Raw genomic sequence first — 20498 nt, 5'->3', positions numbered from 1 at the left:
TGCTCCGGCGGCACCGCCTACGGCCGCGCCGATCAGTGCGCCGCCCGCGATGCCGCCGGGGATATCGATCGGGGCCGTCCAGGGCAGGACTGTCGCTCCGATGGTGCCGAGGGCACCGCCCGCTACTCCGCCTACGACCGCGCCGATCGCGGCACCGGGGATGGCTCCCGCTACGGCGGCGGGGATGCCCGCGCCCAGTGCTCCGGCGGTCGCGCCCGCGGCTGCGCCCGCGAGGGTGCCCGCGGCGATGCGATCGGAGCGACTCGGGTTGATGCCGATGGAGTTGAAGCCGGTGGCAATGGCGGCTTCGGCGCCCGCGGCCGTGTTGTTGACGGCGTCGAGAACCTGATCCGGGAGATCGGCCGGGGCGGCCGTCGTGAAATCGCCCAGGCGCAGGGTGCGCGGTGGCGGGGCGATGGGAGCGACCGGTTCGACGATCGCCGGGGCGTGCAAGCTCTGCACATTGACCGGCGGGGCGGGTTCCACCTGCGGGATCGGCCGGTAGTTGGCGGGGACCGGGTAGTCCGCCTGGGGCGCGGGCGCCGGTGCGGGTGGGCGGTTGGGGGTGGTGACACCGGGCTGTACGGGGCCGGGGTGGTCACCGGCGGGGATGGAAACGCCGGGCTGGGCCTGACCGGGCGCGGTGACGCCGGGCTGGGATCGGCCCGGGCCACTGAGTTGCGGTGCGGGAGAGTGGGTTCCGGGCTGCGGAGCGGCGAAGGCGGCCGGTGGTTGGGCGGTCGTGCCCGGCGGCAGGGCCGTGCCCGGAGCGGGGGTGACGGCGGGGGGAGTGCTCGGCTGTGCGCCGGTGCCCGAGTCGCTCGGCGGGGGAGTGCCCACCCCGTTCGAGGTCGGCGAGCTGCCCGGGGCATTGGAAGCCGGTGCGGCGCTCCGCGGTTCGGTCGCGCTGGAGCAGGCCACTGCCAATGCCAGCGGGAGTGCGCCCACCAGCATGGCGCGGCGCAGCGCGGTCTTGTTCACCAGATGCCGACGGGTCACGCCGGATCACCACCCTCATCAGATTGGAATCGGTTACTGAGCGATATGAAATTGCCTAGTGCACGGGCGTTTTCGGCCCCGTGGGCGCACCTTTGCCGAATCAGGAACGGCGGTACGCACTTTGGTGGCCGGTAGCGGCCGGACCCGGGAGCGGTTCGCCGTCTCGGTTCTCCGCTGAAATCTCCGGATCCCGATACCCGCTGAGCAGGCAGTTCGATCATGCGCGCGGTGTGGTGAGTTCGGGCTCCGGTTGGAAACCTCGCACCCCGGCACGCCGTGACTCACCGGCGCGGCGGGCTTTGACCCCGTGTGTCGAGGCCATATGACCGCGAACGCTTTTCAGCATCCGACCGCATACGCCGCCGTGCCCCGGGCGAGCGGTTCGCGTCCGCCCAGGTACCGCCGATGCCTCCCGCGCGGAGAGCGCCCCGCCGCACGTTCGAGCTTCAGGTCCGACGGTTCCGGTGGTGCGGGTCAGAACGCGCCGCCGAGGAAGCCGCCCGCGGCTCCGCCCGCTACGCCGCCCAGGATCGCGGCGGGGACGCCCACGCCCACGGCTCCCAGGCCCGCTCCGACGGCCGCGCCAACGCCCGCGCCGATGAGTGCGCCACCGCCGATGATCGGGACGGCGGCGGGGGCGGCAATGGCCGCGCCCAGGCCGCCGGTGGGAACGCCGGCCGCTACGGCCGTTCCGGCGACGATGGCGACACCGATGCCCGCGCCGATCCCGGCTCCGACGCCCGCGCCGATGAGACCGCCGCCGATCGCCCCGCCGATGGCGGCGGGAACACCGACGACCGCCGCGCCCAGGACGGCTCCGCCCGCGGTGGCCGCGGCGATCTTGTCCGAGCGGGAGGGGTTGATGCCGACGGATTGCAGACCCGTGGAGATCGCGGCCTCGGTCTGAGAGGCACCGTCATTGACCGGATTCAGGAGAAAGTCCGGGACCTCATCGGGGGCGGGGGTGACGAACTCGCCGATGCGCAGGGTGCGCGGCGGGGGAGCGATGGGAGCGACGGGCGCGACCGGTTCGGGGGCGTGCAGCTGCTGCCATTCGATGGCGGGCGCGGGCTCGGTCTCCACCGGTACGGGCCGATGATTCTGTGGAACCGCGTACTCGACCTGCGGTGCGGGCGGCGCGACCGTCGTACCGGGCTGGCGCGGCGAGTCCGAGCCGGGCGCGGCCGTACCGGGCTGGGCCGGTGTGGTGACGCCGGGCTGCGGGATGGCGTGCGCCATGCCCGCGCAGGCGATGGCCAGGGCCAGCGGTAGCGCGCCGAGTGCTGGGCGCAGGGCGCGTCGCACGCCGGTATTCATTTCTCGATGCCGACGAGTCACGCCGAAAACCACCCTCATCAGATTGGATCAGTACCCCGTGACCTGGATTCGATCACTCGGCGGGGATGGTAACTGATTGGAAACCAGTGGTTCCAGATGTGAATAGGCGGATCCGATAGCTGACGTTGAGCCTCGAGAGAAATCACACAATCGCTGGTAGAAGCGATGTAAAGGTGCTGTACGGCGGTGAAATTTGGGTTAGCCGGAAGATGACCCGCCGCGCATCAAATCGGCGAGGGCTTCACGATCGGTGACATCGAGCTTGATGCAGGCCCGGTACAGATGCCCTTCGACGGTGCGGACCGACACGGTCAGCCGATCCGCGATCTGCCGATTGGAGAGCCCGGCCGCGACCAGATTCGCGATCTCGCGTTCGCGGGAGGTGAGCGGGAGCGGCTGCGCGGATTCGCGCAGTGCCGGTGTACTCGCCCCACCGCAGGCGGCGGCCAGCCGATTGGCGGTGGCGGCCGATTCCAGCAGCCGCCGCCGATCACCGGCCCGCTCATGCGCCGAGGCGGCCTGCGCGGCGGCGTCCGCGGCGGACAGCAGCACCCCGATCGCCTCGAATTCGGCTGCGGCGGCATCCAATCCGGCTCCGTCGTGGGCGGCGACCGCCACCGCGTGCCGGGCCTGCACCTGCACCAGCCGGCCGTCCACCCGTGCGGCCAGATCGGCGAGTCGCCCCGCCACCGAATGATCCCCGAAGCGCGCCGCGGTATGCAGCGCCATGGCCTCGATGGCGTGCTGATGCGAGCGCGCCGCCGCGTCCGCCGCCCCGAGCGCGAGCCGAATCGCCGGTGTCGCAGTGCCTTCCGCCGCCGCCTGCCAGGATTTGGCGATCTCCAGCATGGGTTCGTAGACCGCACTGTGCCGTCCACCGCGCTCCTGTGCGGCGGCAATGGATTCGGCGGCCTCCGCGGCCCGCCCGAGTGCCGAATACGCTTCCGCCAGACGAAGTCTCGCGGGGAACATCCACGCGGCCGCGCCCTCGGTGGTCAGTGCCGCGAGCGCCTGTTCGAGATTGTCGATGCCCTGCGGGAACCTGCCCTGCGCCACATCGACGGTGCCCTGCAGGATTTTGGTCATCCCCCAGGCCAGATACTGGCCCGGCGACGAATACGTGTAAGGGCTACTGGCACAGCGTCGCGCGGCTTCGATGTCCCCGGTGAAGGTGAGCGCCAGCACCTCCGCGTGCGTGGACATGAACCGATTCAGCCCGTCGATATGCGATTCGATGGCATGTCCGCGCGCCGCGTACTGCCGCGCCGCCTCACCGCGTCCCATGAGAGCCAGCGCCAGTCCGCCGCCGAAGGCCGCCCACCACACCGCCCACGGTGGCGCGTCCTCCCCGGCCATGACGGGTTCGGCCAGTGCGAACGCCTCGTCGAGTTTGTTCTCGTTGACCGCGCACGCCGAGGCCAGACCATCCAGTGTGGCAATGATTTTCGGATGTTCGGCCAGCCCGCGCACCGTGCCCAGCACCTCGTCGGCCCGATCGGCATCGCCCATGGACCACAGCAGGTTCGAAACGCGTGTGGTTCCCCAGCGCGCCAACTGCACCTCGTTCAACTGCTCCGGATCGAAGACCGCGAGGGTGCGTTCTGCCTCGATGCGATGCCCCTGCCACAGCAGCGCCCGCGCCAGCAGATCCGCCGCCTCGACCCCGCCCCGCCGCTCCACCGCGGCCCGCGCGAAACGTTCCCCCAGTGGCAGATTCGCCAATCCGATGGCATCGGCCGCGGCGGCCTCGAACAGTTCCAGATCCGCGGATTTGTCACTGTCCAAAGCCAATTCGGCGAGCCGGATACGATCGGAGGCGGAGTTGATCGGCCGTTCCTTGAGCGAGGAGTACAGCCGCCCGCGCAGTCGGCGCGCCGAGGCGATACCGAGCCGCCGGCGGATCACCTCGCCGAAGAGCGGATGGTTGTACCGCACCAGCAGCTGATGCCCGTTCTCCACAATCCTTATGACACCGCGTGATTCGGCGGTTTCGACGGCCTGTTCACCCGCGAGTTCGGCCAGCACGTCCAGATCGATGGGTTCGCAGAAGGTGAGCAGTTCCAGGACCCGCAGCACCGGTTCGGGCAGCTGCTCCACCCGATCCTCCAGCAGCGCGGCCAATTCCGAGGTGACGGCCGCGCGCCCGCGCAACTGCCACACCCCGTTGACCTGCCGCAGCGTCCCCGCCTCCAGCGCCCCTTCGACCAGGTGCCGCAGGAAAAGCGCGTTCCCCCCGGAGGATTCCCACATCAGATTGGCGGTGAACCCCTCCAGTTGTCCGCCGAGCATGTTCTCCACCAGCTCCACGCTCTGCCGCTGGGTGAACGGCGACAGGTCGATGCGCAGCAGATGCCCGTCCTTCCACAGCGAGGTCACCGCATCGGGCACCTGGACCCCGCTGCGCACGGTCGCGACGATATGCGCGGCCTTGTCGATGGCGATTTGCAGCAGCAGGGTGGCCGAGAGTTGATCGAGCAGATGGGCGTCGTCGACGCCGATGATGGTGTGCCCGTCCGCCAGCAGGGCCTCGCGCGCCGCGGCCATGAAGGTGACCGGATCGTGCGCGGTGTAGACCCCGACCATATGCGCGAAGACCCCGAGCGGAATGCTGCGCGCGGATTCGGTCCCGGCGACCCAGCGAATTCGCCCGGCCCCGCCGTTGACCGCGCTGGTCGCGAGCCTGGCCAGGGTGGTCTTGCCGACTCCCGCGTCACCGGTGAGCACCGCGCCGACGAAATTGCCGCCGGTCAGCGCCGCGGTGATCGCCTCGAGCTCGCTCTCCCGTTCGACCATCGGCCAATTCCGAGCCATGGATCAACTGTAGTTCGCTCACCCTGGGTGAGCGCGAGGAACGAAATAGCCTGAAATGTGAGGGTTTATTCGTTGACCAGCCGCAATCCCGGCGCATGCGCTTTACGACGGTCGACCAGCCATACCTGAATGGTCAGGTCGGCGAGCGGATCCAGGGATTCGATCTCCACCTCGACCTGTCCGCGCAGCGGATGTTCGATGAGCAGCACATGCGTGCGGTAGTCGATGACCAGGTGTTCGCGCCAGCGCCGATCGAACTCCGGGTAGCGCTGCAATGCGGTGATCCGGGCCTCCAGACTGCGGTCGTCCGGGAACCGGGTCTGGGTGTTGCGCAGCGCGGAGGCCGCCATATCCGCCGCATCGGACCAGTTCCGCAGGTATTTCGGCGCGTCCGGATGCGCGAAGACGTAGCCGGCGAAGCTGCCGTGCACGGATTCGTCGAACATGCCGAGCGGTTCGGCGAAATCCCGCCAGGACGGATTCCAGGCCAGGAGGTCCAGCCAGCGTCCGAGTACGAAGGCGGGGGTGGGGTGCAGGGCGTCGACCACCGCGCGCAGGGTGTCGGAGACCTGTTCGCGCGCCTGCCCGGCGGACGGGCAGTTGGCCTTCTGATCCATGCTCATGGCCAGTCGGCCGAAGTGGTGGCGTTCGATCTCGTTGAGCCGCAACGCATCCGCGATCGCGCCGAGTACCGCGCTGGAGGGGTTTGTATCGCGGCCCTGTTCCAGCCGGGCCAGATAGTCCGAGCTGACACCGGCGAGCGCGGCGACCTCTTCGCGGCGCAGGCCGGGGGTGCGGCGGCGGCGTCCGGCGGGCAGGCCCACGTCTTCGGGCTGGAGCTGCGCGCGCCGCGCAATCAGGAACTCGGCGAATTCGGATCTGGACACATATCCATAGTGCCTGTTCCCGGCTCCGTTATCCCAGCCCTGCCAGGTCCAGGATCAAGACGGTGTGGCTAACCGGACTGGGGTCCGCTTGAATGATGGACATGACGACTTCTGAGCAGACCACCCTGGCCCCCGGCGCGTGGGACCTGGACGCCAACCACTCCTCGGTCAACTTCACCGCTCGCCACCTGGGTATCTCCAAGGTGCGCGGCCGTTTCAACAAGTTCGAGACCGCCTTCGTGGTGGACGAGGCCGGTAAGGCCGTCACCATCGAGGCCACCATCTACCTGGACTCCTTCGACACCGGCAACGAGATGCGCGACGGCCACGTGCGCAGCGCTGAGATCCTCGACACCGCCAACCTCTCGACCCTGCACTTCAAGGTCACCGAGCCCGTCGATATCGCCGAGGAGTTCGAGGTCACCGGTGAGGTCACCCTCGGCGGCGTCGTCAAGCCGGTCACCCTCGATGTCGAGTGGGGCGGCGTGCATGTGCACCCCGGCGATCAGAAGCGCCACGCGGGCTTCACCGCCACCGGCACCATCAAGCGCAGCGAATTCAATATCGCCGCCGGTCTGCCCAGCGCCATGCTGGGCGACAAGATCGCCATCGAGCTGGACATCCAGCTGATCGAGCCCACCGCCTGATCTCGAATTGCCAAGCGGCGGCGCCCGATTCGGGTGCCGCCGCTGGCGTCTGCGGTCATAGAACAGTCATAGATCAATTGGTTTCCTATGCGTGGCACGGAGATTCCGGGCCACGAACAGGAGATATCCCATGTTGAAGAACACCCTCGCGGTCGGCGCCCTCGCGCTCGGTCTGGTCGCCGGCGGCTCCGCCCTGGCCTCCGCCGAAACCGTTCAGGTCGAGGGCAACTACTCGACCCTGGCCGCCTGCCAGGCCGACGGCCCCAATGTCCAGGTGACCCGCGACAACGACAAGTGGACCAACTGGGCCTGCCAGCAGGGCGACGACGGCCTCTGGTACCTGTTCCTGTCGAACTGACGGTGATGCGTGCGGCGGCATCGCACCCCGAGCCGATGCCGCCCCCCCGAAATGCCGAGCGGCGGCACCCGATTCCGGGTGCCGCCGCTGGCGTGTCGGGGAAAAGTCAGTCCGCCCAGACGGTTTCGATCGGGGTGCCCTCGTTCGGGGGCGGGGTGGGGATGCCCGACGGGGTGCGCGAGAAGCGCGGCGCGGGGGCGTGCTGGACCACGCCGTCGATCTCGATGAGTCCGGTGCGCGCCTGGATGTGCGGATTCTGTTCCGCCTCGGTGAAGGTCAGCACCGGGGTGGTGCAGGCGTCGGTGTGCTCGAAGATGGCCCACCATTCGTCGCGGGTCTTGGTCTTGAACTTCTCGGTGAAGAGTTTGCGCAGCTGGTCCTGGCCGTTCGGGTCGATCTGCATGGGCAGACCCTCGGGATCGATCTCCAGACCCTTCAGCATCTCGGCGTAGAACTGCGGTTCGATACAACCGACCGCCATGTACTTGCCGTCGGAGGTCTCGTAGGTGTCGTAGAACGCCATACCGGTGTCGAGCAGGTTGGTGCCGCGTTCATCGGACCACAGGCCGACGCCCCGCATGCCCCAGATCATGTGCGAAAGGGCAAGCGCCCCATCGATCATGGCCGAGTCGATGACCTGACCTTTACCCGAGTTCTGCCGCTCCACCAGGGCGGCGAGAATGCCGAAGACCAGGAACATGGAGCCGCCGCCGAAGTCGCCGACCATATTCAGCGGCGGGACCGGGCGTTCGCCCTTGCGGCCGATGGCATTGAGCACACCGGTGAGCGAGATGTAGTTGATGTCGTGTCCGGCGCGATCGGCGAGCGGACCGTACTGGCCCCATCCGGTCATGCGGCCGTAGACCAGTCGCGGATTGCGCTCCAGCGCGATATCGGGACCGAGTCCCATACGCTCGGTGACGCCGGGGCGGAAACCCTCGAGCAGGACATCGGCCTTCTCGATGAGGCCGAGCACCTTCTCGATATCGGCCGGATCCTTCAGATTGGCCTCGACAATGGTGCGCCCGCGCCACTGCGCCCGCTCCATGAAGCCGGGCAGCTGGTTGGGCCGCTGTACGCGCACCACGTCCGCGCCCAGATCCGCGAGCAGCAGCGCGGCGTGCGGGCCGGGGCCGATTCCGGCCAGTTCAACTACCCGGATGCCCGCGAGCGGGCCCTGCTTGGCGGTGGATGGAGTGCTCACGCCTACCTCGGTTCATCGTCGGCTCGGTGCACACCGGCTCACAACGCCGGTGTTGACGCAATGACAATAACGCGAGCCGTATGCACCCTGACAAGCCCTCCCGGGTAGGCGACAATGCGGGGAGTCGCTATCGGGAGGATCAGCAGTGAGCGCATCGGGCGAGGTCTTGGTCGGCCTCGCGATACTTGTCGGCCTGCTCGGGGTGATCGTGCCCATCCTGCCCGGCGTGCTGCTGATTCTGGCGGCCATTCTGATCTGGGCGATCATGACCGGCGGCGCGTCCGCCTGGGTGGTATTCGCGGTCTGCGCAACGCTTTTGGTGATCAGCGGCATCATCAAGTACACCTGGCCGGGCCGCAAACTCCGCGAGGCGGGCGTGCCGAACCGCTCGCTCGTGCTGGGCGCGGTGCTGGGCATCATCGGCTTCTTCGTGGTGCCGGTGATCGGGCTGTTCCTGGGATTCGTGCTGGGCGTGTACGTTTCGGAGCTGCAACGGCTGCGCGAACAGCAGCCGGCCTGGCAGTCGACGGTGCACGCGCTCAAGGGCGTCGGCCTGTCCATGCTGGTGGAACTGTTCGGCGCGCTGCTGGCCGCGGGTGTCTGGCTGATCGCCGCTATCGCCCTCTAGGGTCGATCCGGGGCAGCGGCAGGGTCGGCGGTGCGGGCAATTCGGACCGCTGTAGCCGCAGCGTCGGCGGCTCGGGCCGGACCAGCGGCAGTGTCGGCACGGGATCCTCGATACGCCGATCCTTGGCGGGCAGCCGATAGAACGCGCGCGCGTTGTCTTCCAGCACCATGTGCAGATCACCGCCGACCGCATCGGAGATGACGCGGATATCGGTGTCCAGGAACGGCCGTCCGGCCCGGGTGCCCGGCAGATCGGAGCCGAACATGAGCGCCTCGGGATTCACCGCGTGCACCCGGCGCAGCGCCGTCCCCACATTCATGGAGACCCGCCCGAAGCCCGACGCCTTCACCTTCGCACCGCGATCCACCAGATTCAGCAGGTACGGCAGGCATTCATCGGACATGCCCATGTGATCGATGGAGAGTTTGGGCAGTTTGGTGATGACCGGTTCCAGCGAGCCCAGCATGGACCCGTCGATATAGAGCTCCACATGCCAGCCGGCCAGTTCGTAGGCGCGCAGCGCGAGCATGGTGAGACCGACGATATCGCCGCCCGCGCGCTTGAAATTGAAGCGGACCGCGCGCACTCCCGCGCGGTCCAACTCCAGAATCTGTTCGTCGGTGGCGTCCTCGGTCAGATTGACCACGCCGACCCAGCCCGCACCCAATTCGGCGAGGGCAGCCCGGAGAAAACTGGTGTCGGTGCCCTGGAAGGACCCGCTGACGACCGCACCACCGTCGATATCGAAGCGCCGCATGCGGTGCCGGTAATTCTCGATGGTGTACGGGTCGGGCAGGTAGCCCTCGTTCTCGGCCAGCGGGAACCGCGGGTCGAAGATGTGGAGATGGGCATCGAACACGTGATCAGCATGCCTCACAACGGTGACAAGTGCGGAAGACCTTGTCCACCTGTCGGATTGGGCCAGGTCAGGTGGGTCAGGAAACCTTGTCCGGTTCGCTGGCGCGCAGCATGTCCGCACGCTCGACGACCTTGACCCGCTCGCGGCCCTCGGGCTCGCCGAGGGCGCGTTCGTGCGCGTCCAGGCGGTACCAGCCGGCCCAGGTGGTGAAGGGGACGCCCTTGTCCTCCAGGAACTTGGTGACCGCGTCCAGCTCCGGCTCGGCGGCCGGGGTGAAGTTCGCGGTGTCGTCGAGCAGGCAGGCGATGGTCTCGTTGGCATCGCCCTTGGTGTGGCCGATGAGGCCGACCGGGCCGCGCTTGATCCAGCCGGTGACGTAGGTCTGCGGCATGAAACGGGCCGCACCGTCGGCGTTCTCGTCCACCAGGACGCGTCCGGCCTCATTGGGCACGGTGCCGGCCTGATCGTCGAACGGCAGCGCCGGGATGTTCTGCGACAGGTAGCCGACCGCGCGGTACACCGCCTGTACGTCGAAGTCCTTGAATTCGCCGGTGCCCTTGACGTTTCCGGTGCCGTCCAGGACGGTGCGCTCGGTGCGCAGGCCCACGACCTTGCCGTCCGCGCCGAGGATTTCGGCCGGATTCTCGAAGAAGTGCAGGAACAGCTTGTGCGGGCGGTTGCCCACATCGCGGATGGCCCACTGCTCGAGGGTGTTGCAGATCATGTCGACCTGCTTGGAGTGCCGGCGTGCGGCCTCCGAACCCTCGTCGTAGTCGATGTCCTCGGGGTCCACGATGACCTCGATGGTCGGGGAGTGGTCGAGTTCGCGCAGTTCCAGCGGGGTGAACTTGGCCTGGGCGGGACCGCGGCGGCCGAAGACGTGCACCTCGAGCGCCTTGTTCTGCTTGAGGCCCTCGTAGACGTTCGGCGGGATCTCGGTGGGCAGCAGCTCATCGCCGGTCTTGGCGAGGACGCGCGCCACATCCAGGGCCACATTGCCGACGCCGAGGACGGCGACCTTCTCGGCGTCCAGCGGCCATTCGCGCGGCACGTCCGGGTGGCCGTCGTACCAGGAGACGAAGTCGGCGGCGCCGTAGGAGCCGTCCAGATCGATGCCGGGGACCTCGAGCGCGCGGTCGGCATTGGCGCCGGTGGAGAAGATGACCGCGTCGTAGAAGCGCCGCAGGTCTTCGAGGTTGATGTCGACGCCGTAGTCGATATTGCCGAGCAGGCGCACCTGGTCCTTGTCGAGCACCTTGTGCAGGGCGGTGATGATGCCCTTGATGCGCGGGTGGTCGGGGGCGACGCCGTAGCGGATCAAACCGAATGGTGCGGGCATCCGCTCGTACAGATCGATGCTCACCCCATCGAAACCGGTGGGGCTATCGGATTTCATCAACGCGTCCGCCGCGTAGATTCCGGCCGGGCCTGCGCCCACGATCGCAATGCGTAGCGGGCGGGTCGCTGCACTCTGTTCGGTCATTCTTGGCGCACCCTTTGGTTGAACTATGTTGCCGTCAAGTCTCAGCCGTCCTTCTTAGCTTAGGCTAAGTTGACGCACTTGCTTCGGGTAGCCCCTCGTTGGAATCCCCGAAGCTGCAGCGTTGCTGCGTGGTATCGCTATTCCCGTTTTCGCGCGGGGAATTGTGCCGATTCTATCGGTGGGAGGAACCCCCGCCCGCGCCGGTGCCGGTGAACTATACGAACGCCCGGTATTGCCGTGCGCCGGTGTCGCGATCGGTCCCCCCGTGTCGACCGGGCATGATCGAGTCATGAGCGATGCCGACGACCAGCGCATACGGATCGATCAGAGCAGCACCCGCAGTCTGCTGCCCTTCCTGGTGGCGGCGGGCGTGCTGGTGCTGGTGATCGTCGGAATAGTGGTCGCCGCCCTGGTTTCGCCGGTTGAGAAGAATGTCACAGATTCGGACCGGCTGAACCTGGCCGCCCGCAAGTTCCTCCAATCCCGCAGCGCCACCGGCACACTCGACGACCGCGTGGTGTGCTCGGGATTCGACGAGACGCGCTCCCCGCTCGCACCCGCCAAGGTGGGTGACGGGACCGCGTTCGACTTCGTGAAACTCGTCGATCCCACGGTGAACGGCGATAAGGCCACAGCCCAGGTCACCTCGAAGACCGCGGACAGGGAATCAACCTCCACCTGGCACTTCACCCGCGACGATTCCCGCTGGCTGGTGTGCAACCCATAACCGCATCCACCTGCATGTTCGTGGCCCGCCCCCGATTCTGGACTGAGTGCAGCGGGGGAGCGAAGCGGCGGAGCGGAGGGAGGGAAGAATCGGGGTCACAGGGCCACGAACCGCCGCGGCGCAGCGTAGGCAAAATCGGGCACAGATGGTTTGACAGCGGACCCTTTTTTCGGTCAATCTCAACGCAGGTCATGAGTACCAGCGCCAAGCCCCGGCTGGCTGGTCGGCAACCCTCCTCCGCGGTGGGGTGCTCCGGGTGACGACCTGGCCGCGCATCGGGCAACGGTGCGGCAAGTGCGGATTCACAGGAGGTCGAAGTGAGCTACGCGGGCGATATCACGCCGAAGCAGGCGTGGGAGTTGTTGCGTGACAATCCGGATGCGGTGCTGGTGGATGTGCGCACCGAAGCCGAATGGCGATTCGTCGGGGTCCCCGACACCAGTGGCATCGGCCGGCCGACCGCGCTGATCGAGTGGGTGGACACCAGCGGTACGCCGAACGCGCGCTTCGTGGATCAGTTGAAGCAGGCCCTGGGCGAGCGCGCCGCGGATTCGCAGGCGCCTGTCATCTTCATCTGCCGCTCGGGTCAGCGCTCCATCGGCGCGGCCACCGCGGCCACCGCCATCGGCCTGTCGCCGTCCTTCAATGTTCTCGAGGGTTTCGAAGGCGCGCTCGACGCGCAGGGACACCGCGGCAGCGAAGGCTGGCGCGCCGATGGTTTGCCGTGGAGGCAGTCATGATCACCGGTGGATCGTTCGAGCGGCCGCTGCCCGAGGGCGTCGGCCCCGCCACCCTGGGGGTGCGCGGTGGACTGCGCCGCTCGGGTTACGACGAGACCTCCGAGGCGCTGTTCCTCAATTCGGGTTTCGTCTACGAGAGCGCCGAGGCCGCCGAGGCCGCCTTCACCGGCGATATCGAGCATTTCGTGTACTCGCGCTACGGCAATCCGACGGTCGCGATGTTCGAGGAGCGGTTGCGCCTGATCGATGGCGCGGAAGCGTGTTTCGCCACCGCCAGCGGTATGTCCGCGGTCTTCACCGCGCTGGGCGCGCTGTTGAAGGCCGGTGACCGACTGGTGGCCGCGCGCAGCCTGTTCGGCTCCTGCTTCGTGGTGGCCAATGAGATTCTGCCGCGCTGGGGCGTGGAGACCGTCTTCGTCGACGGTGAGGATCTGGCGCAGTGGGAGCAGGCGCTGTCGGTGCCCACCCAGGCGGTGTTCTTCGAGACCCCGTCCAACCCGATGCAGTCGCTGGTGGATGTGCGCGCGGTCTGCGATCTCGCGCATGCCGCGGGCGCGAAAGTGGTGCTGGACAACGTCTTCGCCACCCCGCTGCTGCAGAAGGGCTTCGAGCTCGGCGCGGATGTGCTGGTCTACTCCGGCACCAAGCACATCGACGGTCAGGGCCGAGTGCTCGGCGGGGCGATCCTGGGTTCGCACGATTACATCGACGGCCCGGTGAAAAACCTGATGCGCCATACGGGTCCGGCGCTGAGCCCGTTCAATGCGTGGACCCTGCTCAAGGGTCTGGAGACCATGCCTTTGCGGGTGCGCCAGTCCACCGAGTCGGCGCTGCGCATCGCGGAGTTCCTGGAGCGGCACCCGGCCGTGGCGTGGGCGAAGTACCCGTTCCTGAAGTCGCATTCGCAGTACGAGCTGGCCAAGAGTCAGATGTCCGGCGGTGGCACCGTGGTGACCTTCGAGTTGAAGGCCGCGGCCGAGGCGGGCAAGAAGCGTGCCTTCGAGGTCCTCAATGGGCTGCGCATTATCGATATCTCCAACAATCTGGGCGATTCGAAGACCCTGATCACCCATCCGGCGACCACGACGCACCGCGCCATGGGCCCGGAAGGCCGTGCCGCCATTGGTCTTTCGGATGGTGTGCTGCGGATTTCGATCGGCCTGGAGGATGTCGAGGATCTGCTGGGCGATCTGGATCGGGCGCTCGGCTGAACCGGCGGCCACCGGCGGCTATTGACAGCATCCTGTCATTTTGACAGGATGCTGTCATGATTAAAACAGTGCATCTCGCCGTGTACGACACCTTCTCCGACTGGGAGACCGGATTCGCCACGGCGCATATCAACCGTGAACTGTGGCACCGCGAACCCGGTGCGTGGCGGGTCCGCACCGTCGGCGCGACCACCGATCCCGTCGTTTCCATGGGCGGTATGCGGGTCACCCCGGATATCTCGCTGGAGGATCTCACCCCGGCGGACAGCGCCATGCTGATCCTGCCCGGCTCGGCCACCTGGGAAACCGGTGCGCTGGCCGCCTTCGCGGACAAGTCGAGCGAATTCCTCACCGCCGCGACCCCGGTCGCCGCCATCTGCGGCGCGACCTTCGGCCTGGCGAGCGCGGGCCTGCTCGATGGCCGCCCGCACACCAGCAATGCCGCGGAATACCTTGCCATGAGCGGATATTCGGGCGGCGACAAGTTCGTCCACGAGTCCGCCGTCACCGATGGTGACCTCATCACCGCCAGCGGCACCATGCCGGTGGATTTCGCCCGCGCCATCCTCGGGCGGCTGGAGATCTACGAACCGCACATCCTGGACGCCTGGTACCGGCTGTACGGGCGGAACGATCCGGCCGGATTCTTCGCACTCGCCGAATACGAGCAAAGCCGCGCCGCGGCGGGCGCGTCATGAGCCGAAGCGAATCGGAGCTCTTCAGCGCGGCGGCCATCACCTCGTTCAAGCTGAACGGCCAATTCCTCACCATCGCCGAGGAATTGGCCAAACCGGCGGGCATCACCGCCGCCTGGTGGCAGGTGCTGGGCGCGGTGCTGCACGAACCGCTGCCGGTGGCGGGGATCGCCCGGGAGATGGGCATCACCCGGCAGAGCGTGCAGCGCATCGCGGATCTGCTGGTGGACAAGGGTTTCGCCGAGTACCGGCCGAACCCGCTGCACAAGCGCGCCAAACTCGTCGCCATCACGCCGGAGGGTCACGACGCGGTCCGGCGTATCAACCCGCAGCATTCGAAGCTGGCCGCCCGGCTCACCGCCGAGCTGGGGATCGAGCGGTTCACCCGGATCGTGGATGCGCTCACGGCCCTGTCGGCCGCGCTCGAGGTCCTCGAATCCGAGTAACCCGCAAGTACTTTCAGAGGTCGAACGGGGACTTGGTCTTGCCGACCAGTTCGGCGACCGAGCGCAGGATGGCGGTCGGGCGGTACGGATACTGCTCGACGGTGGCCTGGGTGGAGATGCCGGTGGTCACCAGAATCGTGCGCATGCCCGCCTCCAAACCGGAGATGACATCGGTGTCCATCCGGTCGCCGATCATGACGGTGGACTGCGAGTGCGCGCCGATCCGCCGCAGCGCCGATCGCATCATGAGCGGATTCGGCTTGCCCACGTAGTAGGGCTCCTTACCGGTGGCGCGGGTGATGAGCGCCGCGACCGATCCGGTGGCCGGGAGGATGCCCTCGCGCGAGGGTCCGGTCGGATCGGGATTGGTGGCGATGAAGCGCGCGCCCGCCGAGATGAGCCGAATGGCGGTGGTGATGGCCTCGAACGAATAGGTGCGCGTCTCACCGAGCACGACATAGTCCGGTTCGCTGTCGGTGAGGACGTAACCGATTTCGTGCAGGGCGGTGGTGAGCCCGGATTCGCCTACGACATAGGCGGTTCCATTGGGGCGCTGATCCTTGAGGAAGTCGGCGGTGGCCAGCGCGGAGGTCCAGATGGATTCGACCGGGATGTCGAGTCCGGTGTGCCGCAGGCGCGCCTGGAGGTCGCGGGCGGTGTAGATCGAGTTGTTGGTCAGCACCAGAAACGGGATGTCGTTGTCGCGCAGTTCAGCCAGGAATTGGTCCGCGCCCGGCACCATGTGGTTCTCGTGCACGAGGACGCCGTCCATGTCGGTCAAGTAGGACAGGATCGGTTCTTCGATAGAGGTCACGAGGCAATTGTCCGCTATCGAACCCGGGTTCGGTGGCAGCGGGGCGAATTCGTCCTACCATCTGGTCGGTTCGTACGGCGTCAACCCGATCGCCGGTTCCGGAATACCAGCGGTCACATCCCGGTTCGCCGATGTGGGTGCGACCCCCGCCACAGCGCTGACTAGGGTGCGAAGCAGGCCGTGAATCGGGCACATGTCCGGACGGTGGTGCGGGAGGTTGGCTCGCACGAACCAAGCGCAACAAGGCGACAGGAGTGGCGCGGTGAAGGACCTCAAGCTCGGATACAAGGCGTCGGCGGAGCAGTTCGGCCCCAGGGAACTGGTGGAGATCGCGGTCGCGGCCGAACAGCACGGTATGGACAGCGCGACGGTGAGCGATCACTTCCAGCCGTGGCGGCACAATGGCGGGCACGCCCCGTTCTCGCTCGCCTGGATGGCCGCGGTGGGCGAGCGCACCGAGCGCATCATGCTCGGCACCTCGGTGCTGACCCCCACCTTCCGCTACAACCCCGCCGTGATCGCGCAGGCCTTCGCCACCATGGGCTGCCTGTACCCGGATCGGGTCATGCTGGGCGTCGGCTCCGGTGAGGCGCTGAACGAGATCGCCACCGGGTATCAGGGCGAATGGCCGGAGTTCAAGGAGCGTTTCGCGCGCCTGCGCGAATCGGTGGATCTGATGCGCGCGCTGTGGACCGGTGATCGCGTCGACTTCGACGGCGAGTACTACCGGACCGTCGGCGCCTCCATCTACGACGTGCCCAAGGGCGGCATCCCGGTGTACATCGCCGCGGGCGGCCCGCTGGTGGCGCGGTACGCGGGGCGCGCGGGCGACGGTTTCATCTGCACCTCGGGCAAGGGTATGGACCTGTACACCGACAAGCTCATGCCCGCGGTCGCCGAGGGTGCGGCCAAGGTCGGCCGCACCGTCGAGGACATCGACCGGATGATCGAGATCAAGATCTCCTACGACACCGATCCCGAACTGGCGCTGGAGAATACGCGCTTCTGGGCCCCGCTCTCGCTGACCGCCGAGCAGAAGCACTCGATTCACGATCCGATCGAGATGGAGGCCGCCGCGGACGCGCTGCCGATCGAGCAGATCGCCAAGCGCTGGATTGTCGCCAGTGATCCGGACCAGGCCGTGGAGTTGATTCAGCCGTACCTGGACGCGGGCCTGAATCACCTGGTCTTCCACGCCCCCGGCCACGATCAGTTGCGCTTCCTCGAGCTGTTCCAGCGGGATCTGGCCCCGCGCCTGCGCGCGCTGTAGTTCGCTCCCGGGGTGCGGTGCGCATGATGTTCGGCACGTCGGCGCCGCACCCCGTAAATCCACACTTAACGGTCGGTAGTCTCTGATCCATGGCTGCCTCACCGGTTTCCAGTGTGTACATCGCGTCGCCCGAGGGCGACACCGGCAAGTCGACCGTGGCTCTGGGCGTGCTGCAGGCGCTCGCCGCGACGACGCCGCGAGTCGGGGTGTTCCGGCCCATCACCCGCTCGGCGACCGAACGCGATTACATCCTGGAACTACTCCTCGAGCACTCCACCGCCGACGACGATTACGACCAGTCGATCGGCGTCACCTACGAACAGGTGCACGCCGATCCGGACGCCGCCATCAGCGAGATCGTCATGCGGTATCACGCCATGGCCAAACAGTGCGATGCCGTGCTCATCCTGGGCAGTGATTACACCGATGTCGCCAGCCCGAGCGAATTGCGCTTCAATGCCCGCATCGCGGTGAATCTCGGTGCGCCCGTATTGCTCGTGGTGCGCGGCGCCGAGCGCACCCCGGACGAATTGGCGCAGCTGGTGGAGTTGTGCCGCACCGAATTGGTGGCCGAGCACGCCAAACTCGTCGCGGTGATCGCCAACCGCTGTGATCCCGATCAGATCGAGGCCGATACCGCCGCGCTGGCGCGGGCGGCCGCGGTGCCGTCCTGGACGCTGCCCGAGGTGCCGCTGTTGCAGGCCCCCACCATGGAGGAGCTGTGCCAGGCCATCGACGGCGAAATCTACAGCGGCGACCCGGAATTGCTGCAGCGCGAGGCGCTCACCGTGATCATCGGCGGGATGACCACCGAGCACATTCTGGAGCGGCTCACCGACGGCGTCGCCGTCATCACCCCCGGTGACCGCTCGGACGTACTGCTCGCGCTGGTGAACGCCCATGAGGCGGAGGGCTTTCCATCGCTGGCGGGCATCATCATGAACGGCGATATGCAGCCCGCGCCGTCGATCGCCCGGCTGATGGCCGGGCTCAAGCCCAAGCTGCCGATCCTGTCGACCACCCTGGGCACCTTCGCCACCGCCAAGGCCGCCGCCCGCACCCGCGGCCGGGTCTCGCTCTCCAGCATCCGCAAGGTCGATACCGCGCTCGCGCTCATGGAGGAGCGGGTGGACGCGCGAGAGCTGTTGCAGCAGATCGAGATTCCGATTCCGAATATCGTGACACCGCAGATGTTCGAGTATCAGCTCATCGAACGCGCCCGCTCCGATCGCAAGCGCATCGTGCTCCCCGAGGGCGATGACGACCGCATTCTGCGCGCCGCCGGACGCGTGCTGCAACGCAAGATCGCCGATCTCACCATCCTCGGCGACGAGGCCGCCGTGCGCGGTCGCGCCGCCGAACTCGGGGTGGATATCGAGGCCGCCGAGGTGCTCGATCCCAGGACCTGTCCGCTGCGCGACGAATTCGCGCAGGAGTACGCCCGGCTGCGCGCGCACAAGGGCATGACGGTGGATCGCGCCCGCGAATACCTCGGTGACATCTCGTATTTCGGCACCATGATGGTGCATATGGGCGTCGCCGACGGCATGGTGTCGGGGGCCGCGCACACCACCGCGCACACCATCCGGCCCTCGTTCGAGATCATCAAGACCATGCCGGGCGTCTCCACCGTCTCCAGCGTCTTCCTCATGTGCCTGGCGGATCGGGTGCTGGCCTACGGCGACTGCGCGGTGGTCCCCGATCCGACCTCGGAGCAGTTGGCCGATATCGCCATCTCGTCCGCGCGCACCGCCGCCCAGTTCGGCATCGATCCGCGGGTGGCCATGCTGTCCTACTCGACCGGTGAGTCCGGCTCCGGCGCGGATGTCGAGAAGGTGCGCACCGCAACCAAACTCGTGCACGAGCGGGAGCCCGAACTGCTGGTGGAGGGCCCGATCCAGTACGACGCCGCCATCGAGCCGACGGTGGCGCGCACCAAACTGCCGGATTCGGCGGTGGCCGGGCAGGCGACGGTCTTCATCTTCCCGGACCTCAATACCGGGAACAACACCTATAAGGCGGTGCAGCGCAGCGCAGGGGCCGTGGCCATCGGCCCGGTGCTGCAGGGCCTGCGCAAGCCGGTGAACGATCTGTCCCGGGGTGCGCTGGTCGCCGATATCGTCAATACCGTTGCCATCACCGCGATTCAGGCACAGCAGGAGACAGCGAAATGAATGTCCTGGTGATCAACTCCGGGTCGTCGTCGATCAAATACCAGCTGCTGGATCCGGATTCGGCGCGGGTGGTCGCGGCCGGGGTGGTGCAGCGGATCGGCGAACCCGTCGCCGAGGGCTCGCCCAGTATCGAACACCAGAGTGAGGGAAGGACTTTCGAGCACGACGGCGAGGTGCCCGATCACGCCACCGGACTGCGCCTGGTCTTCGACCTCTTCGCCGAGAGCGGCCACGATCTGGCCGAGGCGGGCCTGCGCGCGGTCGGGCATCGAGTGGTGCACGGCGGCGAGGTGTTCTACGAGCCCACCCTCGTCACCGATGAGGTGCTCGAGGCCATCTCGCAGCTGTCCGCGCTCGCGCCACTGCACAATCCGGCCAATGTGGTGGGTATCGAGAGCGCCCGCGAACTGCTACCGGGTGTGCCGCAGGTGGCGGTCTTCGACACCGCCTTCTTCCACGGTCTGCCCGCGGCCGCCAAGACCTACGCCATCGACGCGAAAGTCGCCGCCGCGCACGGTGTCCGGCGCTACGGCTTCCACGGCACCTCGCACCAGTACGTCTCCGGACAGGTCGCGGAATTCCTGGGCCGGGAGCCCGCGGAGCTGAATCAGATCGTGCTGCACCTGGGCAACGGCGCGTCGGCCTCCGCCATTCGCGGCGGTAAGGCGGTGGACACCACCATGGGCCTGACCCCGCTGGAGGGTCTGGTCATGGGAACCCGCTCCGGTGATCTGGATCCCGGCATCATCTTCCATCTGATCCGTACCGCGGATATGGATGTGAACGATGTGGATGCTCTGCTGAACCGGCAGTCCGGTATCAAGGGCCTGGCCGGGGTGAACGATTTCCGCGAACTCGGCCGTCTCATCGACACCGGTGACGCCGCGGCGCGGCTGGCCTTCGACGTCTACATCCACCGCCTGCGCCGCTATATCGGCGCGTATCTGGTGGAACTGGGCCGGGTGGACGCCATCACCTTCACCGCCGGTGTGGGCGAGAACGACGCCCGGGTCCGGGCGGCGGCGCTGGCCGAGTTGGAGCGCTTCGGCATTCGGGTCGATCCGGCGCGCAATACCGCCAAAGATCGCTCGGCGCGGTACATCTCGCCGGACGACGCGGAGGTCGCGGTGCTGGTGGTGCCCACCAATGAGGAGCTCGCCATCGCCCGCGCGGCCGCCCGCCTGGTGGGGTGAACCGCACCGCGCGG

At 67.5% G+C, this 20498-nt stretch carries 19 protein-coding genes and 1 riboswitch; of the genes, 11 read left to right on the top strand and 8 right to left on the bottom strand.

What is annotated here, in order from left to right:
• From NA10_RS23225 to NA10_RS23210, 4 genes are all read right to left on the bottom strand, one after another.
• Positions 1-999: hypothetical protein (locus NA10_RS23225; protein ID WP_067571425.1), on the bottom strand; the 999-nt coding region annotated here is incomplete at its 3' end.
• A 474-nt stretch (positions 1000-1473) separates the two neighbouring features.
• Complete coding sequence (locus tag NA10_RS23220; RefSeq protein WP_157556691.1) at positions 1474-2316, bottom strand: hypothetical protein; 843 nt, start codon at positions 2314-2316, stop codon at positions 1474-1476.
• A 219-nt stretch (positions 2317-2535) separates the two neighbouring features.
• On the bottom strand, positions 2536-5148 hold the full coding sequence (locus tag NA10_RS23215) for a helix-turn-helix transcriptional regulator (protein WP_067571421.1): 2613 nt from the start codon (positions 5146-5148) through the stop codon (positions 2536-2538).
• A gap of 65 nt (positions 5149-5213) precedes the next feature.
• On the bottom strand, positions 5214-6035 hold the full coding sequence (locus NA10_RS23210) for a helix-turn-helix domain-containing protein (protein ID WP_067571419.1): 822 nt from the start codon (positions 6033-6035) through the stop codon (positions 5214-5216).
• A 101-nt stretch (positions 6036-6136) separates the two neighbouring features.
• Between NA10_RS23210 and NA10_RS23205 the strand changes: the two genes are divergently transcribed.
• Positions 6137-6682 carry a YceI family protein gene (locus tag NA10_RS23205; RefSeq protein ID WP_067571445.1) on the top strand — a complete coding sequence of 182 codons (546 nt, stop codon included), beginning with the start codon at positions 6137-6139 and terminating at the stop codon, positions 6680-6682.
• A gap of 130 nt (positions 6683-6812) precedes the next feature.
• A complete protein-coding gene (locus tag NA10_RS23200; RefSeq protein WP_067571417.1) occupies positions 6813-7040 on the top strand; it encodes a hypothetical protein in 228 nt (75 codons plus the stop codon).
• A gap of 106 nt (positions 7041-7146) precedes the next feature.
• On the opposite strand, the gene NA10_RS23195 is transcribed toward NA10_RS23200, so the two are convergent.
• A complete protein-coding gene (locus NA10_RS23195; RefSeq protein ID WP_067571415.1) occupies positions 7147-8244 on the bottom strand; it encodes a CaiB/BaiF CoA transferase family protein in 1098 nt (365 codons plus the stop codon).
• Positions 8245-8389: 145 nt separating this feature from the next.
• On the opposite strand from NA10_RS23195, the gene NA10_RS23190 reads away from it, so the two are divergent.
• A complete protein-coding gene (locus NA10_RS23190) occupies positions 8390-8872 on the top strand; it encodes a DUF456 domain-containing protein (RefSeq protein WP_067571413.1) in 483 nt (160 codons plus the stop codon).
• Here NA10_RS23190 and NA10_RS23185 read toward each other — a convergent pair.
• Together NA10_RS23185 and NA10_RS23180 are read right to left on the bottom strand one after the other, a co-directional pair.
• Positions 8859-9731 (bottom strand): amidohydrolase family protein, encoded by an 873-nt coding sequence (locus NA10_RS23185; RefSeq protein WP_067571411.1) that lies wholly within the window; start codon positions 9729-9731, stop codon positions 8859-8861. The two genes, NA10_RS23190 and NA10_RS23185, sit on opposite strands and share 14 nt — an antisense overlap.
• Positions 9732-9807: 76 nt before the next feature.
• Complete coding sequence (locus tag NA10_RS23180) at positions 9808-11214, bottom strand: FAD-dependent oxidoreductase (protein WP_067571409.1); 1407 nt, start codon at positions 11212-11214, stop codon at positions 9808-9810.
• A gap of 289 nt (positions 11215-11503) precedes the next feature.
• On the opposite strand from NA10_RS23180, the gene NA10_RS23175 reads away from it, so the two are divergent.
• The 5 genes from NA10_RS23175 (at position 11504) to NA10_RS23155 (ending at position 15033) form a co-directional block, all read left to right on the top strand.
• Positions 11504-11941: an Rv0361 family membrane protein gene (locus NA10_RS23175; RefSeq protein ID WP_157556690.1), complete on the top strand. Its 438-nt coding sequence runs from the start codon at positions 11504-11506 to the stop codon at positions 11939-11941.
• A gap of 187 nt (positions 11942-12128) precedes the next feature.
• A riboswitch (SAM riboswitch) is annotated at positions 12129-12244 on the top strand.
• 14 nt (positions 12245-12258) lie between these two features.
• On the top strand, positions 12259-12681 hold the full coding sequence (locus tag NA10_RS23170) for a rhodanese-like domain-containing protein (RefSeq protein ID WP_067571443.1): 423 nt from the start codon (positions 12259-12261) through the stop codon (positions 12679-12681).
• Complete coding sequence (locus NA10_RS23165; RefSeq protein ID WP_067571406.1) at positions 12678-13892, top strand: O-succinylhomoserine sulfhydrylase; 1215 nt, start codon at positions 12678-12680, stop codon at positions 13890-13892. The genes NA10_RS23170 and NA10_RS23165 overlap by 4 nt, the downstream gene beginning before the upstream one ends.
• A gap of 56 nt (positions 13893-13948) precedes the next feature.
• A complete protein-coding gene (locus tag NA10_RS23160; RefSeq protein ID WP_067571404.1) occupies positions 13949-14590 on the top strand; it encodes a type 1 glutamine amidotransferase family protein in 642 nt (213 codons plus the stop codon).
• A complete protein-coding gene (locus tag NA10_RS23155; RefSeq protein WP_067571402.1) occupies positions 14587-15033 on the top strand; it encodes a MarR family winged helix-turn-helix transcriptional regulator in 447 nt (148 codons plus the stop codon). The genes NA10_RS23160 and NA10_RS23155 overlap by 4 nt, the downstream gene beginning before the upstream one ends.
• 13 nt (positions 15034-15046) lie before the next feature.
• Here NA10_RS23155 and NA10_RS23150 read toward each other — a convergent pair whose 3' ends face one another.
• Positions 15047-15805 carry an HAD-IIA family hydrolase gene (locus NA10_RS23150; RefSeq protein WP_174562546.1) on the bottom strand — a complete coding sequence of 253 codons (759 nt, stop codon included), beginning with the start codon at positions 15803-15805 and terminating at the stop codon, positions 15047-15049.
• 304 nt (positions 15806-16109) lie between these two features.
• On the opposite strand from NA10_RS23150, the gene fgd reads away from it, so the two are divergent.
• The 3 genes from fgd (at position 16110) to NA10_RS23135 (ending at position 20484) form a co-directional block, all read left to right on the top strand.
• Positions 16110-17117: a glucose-6-phosphate dehydrogenase (coenzyme-F420) gene (fgd, locus tag NA10_RS23145; RefSeq protein ID WP_067571398.1), complete on the top strand. Its 1008-nt coding sequence runs from the start codon at positions 16110-16112 to the stop codon at positions 17115-17117.
• 89 nt (positions 17118-17206) lie between these two features.
• On the top strand, positions 17207-19291 hold the full coding sequence (pta, locus tag NA10_RS23140; protein WP_067571396.1) for a phosphate acetyltransferase: 2085 nt from the start codon (positions 17207-17209) through the stop codon (positions 19289-19291).
• Entirely contained in the window at positions 19288-20484 is a 1197-nt protein-coding gene (locus tag NA10_RS23135; protein WP_067571393.1) for an acetate kinase, read from the top strand. The genes pta and NA10_RS23135 overlap by 4 nt, the downstream gene beginning before the upstream one ends.
• Positions 20485-20498 lie beyond the last annotated feature (14 nt).

The organism is Nocardia acidivorans NBRC 108247, from assembly GCF_001625085.1.
Classification (GTDB): Bacteria; Actinomycetota; Actinomycetes; order Mycobacteriales; family Mycobacteriaceae; genus Nocardia; species Nocardia acidivorans.
The sequence above is the reverse complement of the archived record's forward strand: the minus strand, read 5'-3'. Positions and strand labels throughout refer to the sequence as shown.